General features: G+C 71.9%; 6 protein-coding genes. All 6 read left to right on the top strand.

The genetic code is table 11. The annotated features are described in order from the left end of the window. Positions 1 to 139: 139 nt before the first annotated feature. Positions 140 to 2,827 (top strand): protein kinase, encoded by a 2,688-nt coding sequence (locus LK06_RS20190; protein WP_043433632.1) that lies wholly within the window; start codon positions 140 to 142, stop codon positions 2,825 to 2,827. Positions 2,828 to 3,010: 183 nt separating this feature from the next. Beyond that, the gene (locus LK06_RS20195) at positions 3,011 to 4,750 is read left to right on the top strand and encodes a protein kinase domain-containing protein (protein WP_039652786.1); all 1,740 of its coding nucleotides are present in this window, start codon (positions 3,011 to 3,013) and stop codon (positions 4,748 to 4,750) included. A gap of 224 nt (positions 4,751 to 4,974) precedes the next feature. After that, positions 4,975 to 6,780 carry a serine/threonine-protein kinase gene (locus LK06_RS20200; RefSeq protein ID WP_039652787.1) on the top strand — a complete coding sequence of 602 codons (1,806 nt, stop codon included), beginning with the start codon at positions 4,975 to 4,977 and terminating at the stop codon, positions 6,778 to 6,780. 380 nt (positions 6,781 to 7,160) lie between these two features. Further along, complete coding sequence (locus tag LK06_RS20205) at positions 7,161 to 8,087, top strand: serine/threonine-protein kinase (RefSeq protein WP_039652788.1); 927 nt, start codon at positions 7,161 to 7,163, stop codon at positions 8,085 to 8,087. 168 nt (positions 8,088 to 8,255) lie between these two features. After that, the gene (locus LK06_RS20210) at positions 8,256 to 9,869 is read left to right on the top strand and encodes a succinic semialdehyde dehydrogenase (protein WP_039652789.1); all 1,614 of its coding nucleotides are present in this window, start codon (positions 8,256 to 8,258) and stop codon (positions 9,867 to 9,869) included. Positions 9,870 to 9,989: 120 nt separating this feature from the next. After that, a complete protein-coding gene (locus LK06_RS20215) occupies positions 9,990 to 11,768 on the top strand; it encodes a GMC family oxidoreductase N-terminal domain-containing protein (RefSeq protein ID WP_039652790.1) in 1,779 nt (592 codons plus the stop codon). The last annotated feature ends 642 nt before the right edge of the window (positions 11,769 to 12,410 follow it).

Below are 12,410 nucleotides of genomic sequence, written 5' to 3' on the forward strand. Positions count from 1 at the left end.
GAGAATCCGTCATCCTTTCAATGCGGACTGCCTTCGGCCCGTATCGTGAATGGTTGCGGACCGCACGCAGCCGCAGCTACGTGCGAAACGGGTCGTGGGGCGAACGGATGTGACCGGGCAGGCGGCCGGGGGAGGCAGCGTGGACGACTACGCGGGACGGGTGCTCGCCGACCGCTACCGCCTGCCGCAGCCACCCTCCGACGAGTACGAACTCACCGAGACGCGCGCCTTCGACACCTACAGCGGCCAGGAAGTGCTCGTCCGTCAGGTGGCGTTGCCCGAGGTCGTCGAGGCCGAGGTGCTCGACGCCGAGGGTCTGCCCGAAGGGTTCACCGCGCGTGCGCGCGGGGCACGACCGGCGGCGCCACGGACTGCGACGCGACGGCCCGCCGACCCCGTGGTGCGGCGCGCCATCGAAGCCGCCCAGGCAGCGGCCAGCATCCCCGACCATCCACGCCTGGACCAGGTCTTCGACGTGTTCGCCGAGGGCGGTTCCCTCTGGATCGTCAGCGAGCTGGTGACCGCTCGCCCGTTGGCCGAGCTGCTCGCCGAGCGGCCGCTGACGCCCTACCGGGCGGCCGAGGTGGCCTCCGATGTGCTCATGGCGCTGCGGGTACTGCACGCCCACGGCTGGGTGCACCGCAACGTCACCGGCCGCACCGTCCTGGTCTGCGACGACGGCCGGGTGATGCTCACCGGCCTGGCAGTCGGCGCGGCGGAGGAGGCGCTCTGCGGATACGACCCGGTGCCGGTCCGTCAGGAGCTGCCGGATCCGGCGGAAGACGGCGCGGGGACGTCGGGGGTCGTCCCTGCTGCGGGTGCAGGCACCGGCGACGGTCCCGCACTGCCCGCGCAGACCGGGCCCTCGGGGAGCAGCCGCGCTCCGGAGGACGCTTCCGGACGCTCCGGCCCGACCGGCCCGACCGGCCCGGCTGGTTCCGGCGGCCGAACGGACGTGACCGCGCACGGGGGTGGTGTTCCGTCCGCGGACGCCGGCCCCGAGACCGCGCGCCGGGCTGCCATCCAGGCGCGGGCGGCCGGACGGCCGGCGGTTCACACGGCGAACGGTGCTCCCCGGGAGAACCACGCGCCCAGTCCGGCCGGACAACGGGCTATGGACGAGGGTGCAGACGTCCGTGCGGCTCGGGCCGGGGCCATCGCCGCGTACCGCGCGGGTGCCCGTGCCGCCGCCCGGGTGGCCCAGCAAGACGGCCTCGTAGCCCTGCCCGGGGCACGCCCGGCCGCTGAGGGCGGCGCGGGCGCCGACCCGCTCGGCGGTGCGGCACAGACACCGTTCCCCGCGGGGCCGGGCGGCCCGACGCCTCCCGGGCGGGCGGCTGACCACGAGGCGGTGCAGGGCGCACCGTGGCACGGCGCCTCACCGCGTTCCGCGCCCGGAGGTACGTCCCCCTCCCTGGGCAGGGCCGCCCCCGCCCCGAGGACCGCTGCCCTACAGCCCCAGGCTCCCGAGCCCTCCGTGCTCCCCGCACAGTCGCCCGCGGGCTGGGACGACCAAGGCGCGGGAAACGGCGTGCGCCGAGGCCCCGCGACCGCGCTCGCTGCCGAGCGAGCACGGCAGATGCGGATGACCGTCGTGGGACCGGTGACCGAGCGGTGGGCGCCGGAGCAGGCCGGGCCGGTGCACGAGAACTGGCAACTCGCGGCCCCGGTCGGCCCGGTCACCGACCTGTGGGCACTGGGCGCGCTGCTGTTCCGGGCGGTACAGGGGCACGCGCCGTACCCGGAGGAGTCGACGGCCGAACTGGTGCAACTGGTGTGCGCCGAGCCCCCCGCGTTCGCCGAGGAATGCGGTCCGCTCCGCCCGGTCGTGGAGTCGCTGCTCCGTCAGGACCCCACGGAACGGCCTGACGTCGAGGAACTGAGCGGCTGGCTGCGCTCACTGGTGCGGTCCGCGCCCGAACCGGAAGCCGGCACTCACGTCGTCCCCGTCCCGCCGGCCGCCCCGAACCGGCTGCCGATCGTTCGACGCCGCGGCGAGCTGGTGCGGCGGCGCCGTGCCGGGCTGCCCGCGGCCCATCCCCACGGCCGGCACAAGCGGGCCCGGGAGGACCGGCACAACAGCGTCCAGGAGGAAGGAGGTTCGCCACGTCGACTCGGCCGGCTCCTGCTCCTGCTGATCCTGCTCCTGCTGGCCGCAGCGATTTCCTTCGCCATGCTGTTCCTGCCCAAGCGGCAGGGGAACGGCGCCGCGGCAAACGGCGCTGCGGCAGGCGACCGTACCGGCGTGGCAGGGCAGGCGAGTTCCGCCCCCGCACACTCGCCGGAACCGTCGTCCGGGCAGAGCACGCCGGGGGGCGACTCCACTGAGTCGGCACCGGCCACCGAGACGCAGACCGGAGGCGACCCCGTCATCGCCGACGGCTTCACCTTGCGCAAGGATCCCGGCGGCTTCCAGGTCGCCGTCGCCAAGGGCTGGGTCCGCAGGCCGAAGAACGGCAGTGGTCAGGTGGTCTTCACGCACGGGAACTTCGAACTGATCGTCGTGGCAGGGCGGGACGACGCGTCGAGCTACGGCAGCGACCCGATGGCCTACCAGCGGGACAAGGAGCGCGAACTCCAGCCGTACCGGGACTCCAGTTGGGCCACCGCCACCGGCCTGCGCACCATTGAGGTGGGCGGACGGACCATGGCTGAGGGGCAGTTCACCTGGTCGGACGGCCGGGGACACAACCTCTTCGTGCGCAACATGGCGATCCTGCTCGACGGCCGCTACCACATCCTCCAAGTCCGGGGCCCCGAGGCCGATCGTGACGAGGTGACGAGGTTGTACGAGCAGGCCACGGCGACGTACCGTTTCACCCGTTGAGCGTCGCGCATACCCGAAAGGGCGCTCGGTACACCTGCTGGGCCGTGCGGGAGCAGGTTCCCGTTCGCGCGCTTGAGCGTCAACCGTCACAGTGCTGTCACCTTGGTACCCCGCTGGTTCCCTGATGGCAGGCCGGTCCTTAGTCTGGCCCTGACAAGAGCATTGCGGGGCAACGTGAATCAGATGCAGGGCCTGCTCATAGCGGGCCGCTACCGGCTTGCCGATTCGATCGGCAGCGGCGGCATGGGCCGGGTGTGGCGCGCCCACGACGAGGTGCTGCACCGGACGGTCGCCATCAAGGAGTTGACCGCAGCGCTCTACGTGTCCGAGAGCGACCGGGCCGTGTTGCTGGCTCGCACCCGGGCCGAGGCGCGGGCCGCCGCCCGCATCAACCACTCCGCCGTCGTCACCGTGCACGACGTCCTGGAGCACGACGGGCGCCCCTGGATCGTCATGGAGTTGGTCGAGGGCAACTCGCTGGCCGACGCGGTCAAGGAACAGGGGCGGATAGAACCCAGGGAAGCCGCGCGCATCGGACTCTGGGTGCTGCGGGCGCTGCGCGCCGCGCACACCGCCGGCGTACTGCACCGGGACATCAAGCCGGGAAACGTCCTGCTCGGCAGGGACGGCCGGGTTCTGCTCACCGACTTCGGCATCGCCCAGATCGACGGCGACACCACCATCACCCGAACCGGAGAGGTGGTCGGCTCGGTCGACTACCTCGCGCCCGAGCGGGTGCGTGGTCATGACCCCGGCCCGTCCTCCGACCTGTGGGCGCTCGGCGCGACGCTGTACACGGCCGTCGAGGGCCGCTCGCCGTTCCGCCGCACCTCACCGCTGGGCACCATGCAGGCGGTTGTCGAGGAGGAAGCCGACGAGCCGTGCCACGCCGGCCCACTCGGACCGGTCATCGCCGCCCTGCTGCGCAAGGAACCGGACCGGCGGCCGGACGCGCAGGAGACCGAGCAGTTGCTCTCCGAGGTGGCGGAGGGGCGCACTCCACATGCACCCCGGGCGTTCGTCCCGGCGCAAGGCTCGGGCGGGCACGCGGGAGGGGTGCAGGAGGGGGGCTCGCCCGGACCCGGGACGGTCGCCTCCGGCTACGGTTCCGGGCCGACCGTACCGGGCCTCGGCCCCGGTGCGGTGGCGCACGCGACCCGTTCTGCAACGGGGTCGACGGCCGTGGAGCCGACGCCGGCCGGTTCGGCGACGGGCGCTGCGGTGAATGCCGCAGCACGCAGGAGCAGAGCGGCAGGTCGACCGCGGCGCCGGTTGCGTACGCTCGCCCTCGTCGTCGCCGTCGCGGCCGTGCTGGGCGGTGGCGCTGCGGTGGCCTTCCAGCAGTGGAGGGGCGGGAGCCCGAACGCCCGGGCGGACCACACCACGACCCCTGCCTCCGAACCCTCGGCAAGCGCCAGCGGCAACCCGAGCCCGGCAAGCCTGGTCCCGGCCGGCTGGCAGACCCACCACGACCCGCTCGGCTTCAGCCTCTCCCTGCCCGAGGGCTGGACGCGCAAGGTGTACAGCGACGAGGGTGACCTCAAGCAGATCGACTACACACCCGACGGGGGCGTGCACTTCGTGCGCATCTCCATCGACAGTTCACCCGACTTCGTCGACGCCACCTCCCACCAGAAGGACCTCGAACAGCAGCTCCGGCGGCTGGTCGGCTACGCCAAAGTGAGGCTGGAGGGGAACATCTACCGCGACCGCAAGGGGTCGCTGTGGGAGTACACCTGGACCGCACTGAAGAAGGACCCGCCCCACGTGGCCGGCCCCCGGCACGCCATCGAGGAAACCTACTTCTCGCGTCAGGGCACCGAATACGCGATCTACATGTCGACGCCCGCCGAGGACTGGGCGAAGACCAGCCAGCAGTTCAAGTGGGTGCTGCGGAGCTGGCAGGAGCCGAACTCGGGCTGATCCAGCCAAAAGAGGCAGTGGGGTGCTCGAACCCGGGCTGATTCGGCTGAACTTCGGCCGAAAGAGGATAGTCGGGTACGTGAACCCAGTATCCCGACCGCCGGAAAAGGGCGATCTGCGGCGCTCAGCCCCGGGCCGGTCCGGCCGGAAAGGGCAGCTGAGCGGGTCGGCTTGGCCGATCGGCGCCCCGGAGCGCGTGGGTCCGGTGCGGCATGATGGGGCTCATGGGGACCGAGGGCGCCGACTTCCGGGTGATCGCGGGCCGCTACCGCTTGGAGACACGCATCGGGCGCGGCGGCATGGGCGTCGTGTGGCGGGCGCGCGATCAGGCGCTGGGTCGCCGGGTGGCGGTCAAGGAACTCCTCCCGGACGACTCGCTGCCGGAGGACGACGCACGTCGTCGCCGCGACCGCACCTTCCGCGAAGCCCGCGCGGTCGCCCAGTTGCGGCACCCGCACGTCATCGGCGTGTACGACGTCGTGGAGCAGGACGGACGTCCCTACCTCATCATGGAATTGGTGGACGGTGGTTCGCTCGCCGACCGGATCACCCGGCAGGGCCCGGTCGATGCGGCAGAGGCGGCGCGGATCGGCATTGCCCTGCTGAGCGCGCTCGGCGCCGCGCACGAGGCGGGGGTGCTGCACCGCGACATCAAGCCCGCGAACGTCCTGATCGAGTCCGATACCGGCCGGGTGGTGCTCACTGACTTCGGCATCGCGCAGGTCGCCGGAGCCACCACGCTCACCGAGACTGGGTCCTTCGTCGGCTCACCTGAGTACACCGCGCCGGAGCGGATGTCGGGGTTGCGCACCGGACCGGAGTCCGACCTGTGGTCGCTGGGCGCTCTGCTGTGCACGGCCCTCAGCGGAGAGTCGCCCTTCCGGCGCGACTCGCTCGGCGGCATCCTGCACGCCGTCGTCACCGACGAGATCCGCCCCCCCGCGCAGGCGGAGCCGTTGCTGCCGGTGATCCGGGGACTGCTGGAACGCGATCCCGACCGGCGGCTGGACCGGGCGGACGCCGAACGGATGCTGCGGACGTTCCTGGAGACGGGGCGGACACCGGCCGCACCCAGCAGCCCGGGCCCGCCCGGCAGCCACGGTGGCGGGCGGATCCCCAGACTCGGCGGCGGCAACCGCGCGCCGAGACCAGGGGCCTTCGGCAGCCGGGCACCGAAGTCCGGCGGCACCGAGGCCCGTACGCAACGGCCCAGTGGTCCGGACAGCCGTTCATCCGGGGACGCGGCGTCGTACACGCCGACCCGGCCCGACGTTCCACACGGTGGTCCGGCCCCAGCCTCGGCCCCGCAGCCGCCTGCCGAGCGGCCCCGGCCGTCCTCGCGCGGAGTGCTGGTGGCGGCCCTGCTCGTCGCCGCGCTGGCCGGAGCCGGCGCGTCGGCCGCGGTACTACTGATGCACCGGGGAGCGGACGGGGGCGGCGGTACCCCGGGCGGCACGGCTACCAGCCCAGCGACCCACACCGGCGCCGGCACGAGCCCGGCTCCGACGGTCACCGGCACCTCCCCGACACCCACTGCAACAGGCCCGGAGGCGGGCGCCCCGACCGCTGCCGAGTCGCGCACGGCGCCGTCCGGATACCGCACCGTCCGGGACCCGGCGGGCTTCTCCCTCGCCGTGCCGCGCGACTTCACCCGCAGTTGGCAGGGCGAGCGGGTCTTCTATCTCTCGGCCGGGTCCACCTTCCGTCTCGGCATCAAGGTAACCGGGCCCCAACCGGGCGGCCCGGAGGCGGTGATGAACCGGTCCGCCGCCGACGGTCCGTCCACTAACCCGGGGTACCACGACGGCCGGGTCACCCGCACCGTGCACCACGGACACCCCGCCGCACTGTGGGAGTTCACCTGGGACGGCTTCAGCGTCGCCGAAGGCCCGCGGCACACCTACGACCTGTGCTGGGAGGAGGCCGGGCGGATGTACGACGTGTGGGTGTCGGCGCCGGTGGGCAAGGTGCGGGAGGCCCGGGAGTACTTCGACGTGGCGGTCGACACCTTCGCGGCCACGGGCGGGTGAGCGGCGCCCGGTCGCGGTTGTGCCACCGGCCCGCGGTCCTCGACGGGCGTCGGCCGGCCGCCGGTGCTCGACGTGCCCACCCTGGCTCGTCGTTCGACCTCTGTGCGGCTGCGGCGGCATGGTCGCCCCCACCGTTGTCGCTGGAGCGCGTCACCGAAGAAGGGGCACCTTCGCGTCCGCCCGCTTCGCCTGGGGCGGCCCGACGGAAGTACCGAAGGCACGGGGGAGACCCGGGGGCTTCCCTGCGACGCCGGCCCGTTCTGCCGCCGTGTGCCTCCGACCCGCCGTAGCCGGCACCAGTGCCCGGATCCGAACCACCCGGACCCGTTCCGGACCTCCCCATTTCGACAATGCAGTGGCGCGCGCGGTACTCATGGGGCATGACTGAAGACGGCGAACACCCGCCCGATGGACGTCTGATCGGGGGGCGTTACCGGCTGGCAGATCGCCTCGGGGGTGGTCCGACGGGGATAGTCTGGCGCGCCCGGGACGAACGGGGGCAGGGGCACGTCGCTGTCAAGGAGCCTGCCCTGCCCGGCGACCCGGCCGACCACGAGTTGAGCCGGCGCATCGCCAACCGGCTCTACCGGGAGGCCCGGGCCGCCACCCGGGTGCGGCATCCCTCCGCCGTGACGGTCCATGACGTCGTCACCGAGGCCGGGGTCCCGTGGGTCGTCATGGAGCTGGTGGCCGGCGAGTCCCTGCACGAGGTTCTGCGGCGCGGCCCTCTCCCGCCCGCCGAGGCCGCCCGCATCGGGCTCGCTGTGCTCGGTGCCCTGCGTACCGCCCACGCCGTCGGTATCGTGCACCGGGACGTCAAACCGGCCAACGTGCTGCTGGAATCCGGCACTGGCCGGGTCGTCCTCACCGACTTCGGGATCGGCGACGGGCACACGAAGGGCTCGCCCCCCGGGTTCACGGCCCCCGAGCGGGCGGCGGGACCCGGCGCCGGCCCGGCCTGCGACCTGTGGTCCGTGGGCGCGCTGCTCCGCGCCGCCGTCGGGGCGGAGCACGGCCCGCTCGGGCCGCTGGAACTGTTGGTGGACCGGCTGTGCGCCGACGACCCGACGATCCGGCCCGGCGCGGACGAAGCCACGGGGGCACTCCGCGCGTACCTCGGCCTTCCCCCCGGCCCCGACAGACAGACGACGCAGCGGAACCCCGCTCCGGCGCCGGGATCACTGCCGGTAGCCCGGCTTCCGGCGCCCGCGCCGGCGCCCCCCTCCGATCCCGTCCCCGACCGGCGTCGCCGTACGCCCCTCGCGGCTCTCGGGCTCCTGCTCGCCAGGAAACCCGGAGCCGAGTGATCATCTTCCCGACAATTCCCTGAGCCGGCTGATCGTCTTGCTCGTGGGTGCATCAACGCCCTGATCAGCACATTTGCTGCCAGTGATCACTGGCAGTGTGTGGGTGGTCGGTGAATCGTCGTTACCGACGGGTACACAAAGCCTCCGCACCGGCATACCCTGCGCGTCATGACGGACACGCAGGCTCCGGACACCGCCGGTACCAATCCCCTCGCACCCGCCCCCGTCGGGGCCCGCACCGCCGCCGAGGTGGTCACCCCGCAACTGGTGGCCCGGCTGACCAAGGGCGTTGTCGGCTCCGGCACTACCGCCAACCACACGGCGTTCACCGGCGAGAAGCTGGCCGACCTGCCCGAGTCCGCCCCCGAGGACGTGCTCAAGGCCTTCGAAGCGGCTCGCGCCGCGCAGGCCGTCTGGGCACAGGTCCCGGTGAGACGGCGGGCGGAGGTGCTCCTCCGTTTCCACGACCTGTTGCTGGAGCGGCAGGGCGAGGTCCTCGACCTGGTCCAGCTGGAAACCGGCAAGGCCCGTCTGCACGCGCACGAGGAGGTGCAGGCCGTCGCGGTCGCCGCCCGCCACTACGGCCGCCGGGCCACCGCCTACCTGCGGCCGAAACGGCACGCGGGTGCCGTGCCGACCCTGACCAAGGTCACCGAACTCCGTCATCCGCGTGGTGTCGTAGGGCAGATCGCCCCCTGGAACTACCCGCTGGAGCTGTCCGTCGGCGACGCACTGCCCGCCTTCGTCGCCGGTAACGCGGTGGTGATGAAGCCGGACACGGAGACCTGTCTCACCGCGCTCTGGGCACGTGACCTGCTCATCGAGGCAGGCTTGCCCGACGGCGTGTTCCAGGTCGTGCTGGGCGAGGGGCCGGTCGTCGGCCCGGAACTGGTCAAGCACGCCGACTACGTTTCCTTCACCGGCTCCACCCGCACCGGCCGTGAGGTCGCTGTCGGGGCGGCCTCCCGCCTGGTCGGCGTCTCGCTCGAACTCGGCGGCAAGAACGCCATGCTGGTGCTGGAGGACGCCGACATCGAGAAGGCAGCGGCGGGAGCCGTACGCGCCTGCTTCTCCTCCGCCGGACAGCTCTGCATCTCCATCGAGCGGCTCTACGTCCACGAGTCGCTCGCCGATGCTTTCCTGGAGCGCTTCGCCGCCCGCACCAGAGCCATGCGGCTCGGCAACTCCCTCGCCTACGGCGCCGAGATGGGGTCGCTGGTCGGGGAGCGACAACTGAAGACCGTCGAACGCCATGTGCAGGAGGCAGTGGCCAAGGGGGCGAAGGTGCTCGCGGGCGGTGTGGCCCGCCCCGACATCGGCCCCTACTTCTTCGAGCCGACCATCCTCGACGGTGTCGAGGAATCCATGGCCGTGTGCGCGGAGGAGACCTTCGGCCCCGTCGTCGCGGTCTACCGGTTCAAGAGCGAGGAGGAGGCGGTCGAGCGTGCCAATGCCACGCCGTACGGCCTGAATGCGTCCGTCTGGACGAAGAGCGCCCGTCGCGCACTGGACGTCGCCTCCCGCCTGCGCACCGGCACGGTCAACGTCAACGAGGGCTATGCGCCGGCCTACGGCAGCGCACAGTCCCCGATGGGTGGCATGAAGGACTCTGGTCTCGGCCGCCGCCACGGCTCCGAAGGCATCCTCAAGTACACCGAGGCCCAGACGGTGGCCCGTCAGCGACTGCTGCCGATGGCTCCCTCACTGGGCATGGACGACGAGCGGTACGCCGCCTTCATGAGCCGCAGCCTGCGCCTGATGAAGGCGTTCAGGTTCCGCTGATTTCCGCGGACGCGCAGTTCCCCGGGGCGATTCCCGCTCAATCCCCCCTTCCCTTCCCCACCCCTTCCCCCTTCCCCGGCCCTTCCCTTCGCCGCACGCGAAACCCCACTAGGAGAGAACGTGCCCCAGGACGCTTACGACTACGACGTCCTCGTCGTGGGTTCAGGCTTCGGCGGTTCCGTATCCGCCCTCCGCCTGACCGAGAAGGGCTACCGGGTAGGCGTCCTGGAGGCCGGCCGCCGATTCACCCGCGACGCGCTCCCGCGCAATTCCTGGGACCTGAAGAACTACCTGTGGGCGCCGCGCCTCGGCATGTTCGGCATCCAGCGCATCCACCTGCTGGGCAATGTGATGGTGCTGGCCGGGGCCGGCGTCGGCGGCGGCTCACTCAACTACGCCAACACCCTCTACGTGCCGCCGAAGGCCTTCTTCGACGATCCGCAGTGGCGGGACATCACCGACTGGCAGGAGGAGCTGAAGCCGTACTACGACCAGGCCCGGCGCATGCTCGGAGTGCGTCTGAACCCGACCATGACCCCCTCCGACGTGCACCTGAAGGCCGCGGCGCAGCGGATGGGCGTCGGTGAGACCTTTCACCTGGCACCGGTCGGCGTGTTCTTCGGCGATGGCAAGGACGCCGACGGAACGGCGAAGGGGAAGCCCGGTGAGGAGGTGGCGGACCCGTACTTCGGCGGCGTCGGCCCTTCGCGGAACGCCTGCACCGAGTGCGGCGAGTGCATGACCGGTTGCCGGCACGGAGCGAAGAACACCCTGAACGAGAACTACCTCTACCTCGCCGAGCAGGCGGGAGCGGTGGTCCACCCCATGACAACGGTCGTATCGGTCACGGACGACTCACGGGGTGGGTACGCGGTGGCGACCCTGCCGACGGACCGCAAGAAGACGGACAGGGGCCGGATCTTCACCGCGCGCCGCGTGGTCCTGGCCGCGGGCACCTACGGCACACAGACCCTGCTGCACCGGATGAAGGCAAGCGGCCGGCTGCCGCACCTGTCGAACCGGCTGGGCGATCTGACCCGCACCAACTCCGAGGCGCTGGTCGGCGCTCAGACCGACAACCGCCGCTACCGCAAGGCGACCGGCGCGTCGAAGCCTGACTTCACGCGGGGCGTCGCCATCACGTCCTCGATCCACCCCGACGAGAACACCCATATCGAACCCGTCCGCTACGGCAAGGGCTCCAACTCGATGGGCGGCCTGTCGATCCTCCAGGTGCCGTACACCGAGGGCTCCTCACGCGTGCTGGCCTGGCTAGCGAACGCGGCCCGGCACCCCGTTCTGGTCGCCCGCTCCCTCTCCAACCGGCGCTGGTCGGAGCGGAGCATTATCGGCCTGGTCATGCAGTCCCTGGACAACTCCCTGACGACGTATCTGAAGCCCGCCGGCATCGGCAAAGGGCTGCTCACTGCGCGGCAGGGGCACGGCTCCCCGAACCCGAAGCAGATCAAGGCCGCCACGCAGGCCGCCTCCGTGCTCGCTGGCGAGATCAACGGGTTCGCGGGCAGCAACATCGGCGAACTGATGGGCACCCCGCTCACGGCACACTTCCTCGGCGGCTGCCCCATCGGCGACTCCCCTCGGACGGGGGTGATCGACGCGTACCACCGGTTGTACGGCCATCCCGGCATCTCGGTGGTGGACGGTGCGGCGGTCTCGGCGAACCTCGGCGTGAATCCCTCGCTGACGATCACCGCGCAGGCCGAGCGGGCGATGTCCTTCTGGCCGAACAAGGGTCAGGAAGACCCGCGCCCGGCGTCCGGAGCGCTGTATGAGCGGCTGAAGCCGGTGGAACCGCAGGCGCCGGTGGTACCGGCGGATGCGTTCGGTGCGCTGCGGCTGCCCTTCCTGGGGATGCCGGCGGTGCCGCCGAAGAAGTAGGAGAAGCAGTCGTTCGGGAGAAGGAGAAACGGAGCGGGCGGCCAGTTCGGAGGAGCCCAGGAGCCCAGGAGCCCAGCTGGCCCAGGGAAGGCCGGGAAGAGCCGGAGAGGACCGCATCGGACCCGAGAGGACCGGGCAGGCCGGAGAAGAGACGTGCGACCTGCGTCCCCCTCCGAACGCAGGTCGCCCGAATCTCGCCGTCTTCTTGATCTGGCAGGAGGTTCGATCGGTGAGGGCGGAGAAGGGTTGCGCCGGCTGCGCGCAATTTCATGTGAAGTAGGTCACGCAGACCTGGCCCCGGCTCCGGCCCCGGTTCCAGGGCATGACGAAGGGCCCCGCGGGGACGGAGGGGCCGCGGGGCCCTTCTTCGGTCAGCACCGGCGTCAGGGAAGCGCCGGTGCCTCGGAGCGGCGCCGGGGGCGCCACAAGCTCTGTGCTGTCGGCCGCTGGCCGGCGAGTGATACGGCTGTGCCGTCTTGTGCGCGGAGGGACTCGGGGGCTTCTGCGCATCGTGCTGGGGGAACGGGGTGTCCGCAATGGTTTGGCGGGCACCGGTGCTCTTATGGAGTTTTCCGCCGATCGGCCCCGAGCGTCCCCGGGGCCGATCGTTCTCTTGGGTGACCGGGCTGCTGTCCCCTGCCG

The sequence above is a fragment of the Streptomyces pluripotens genome (genome assembly GCF_000802245.2).
Lineage (GTDB): Bacteria > Actinomycetota > Actinomycetes > Streptomycetales > Streptomycetaceae > Streptomyces > Streptomyces pluripotens.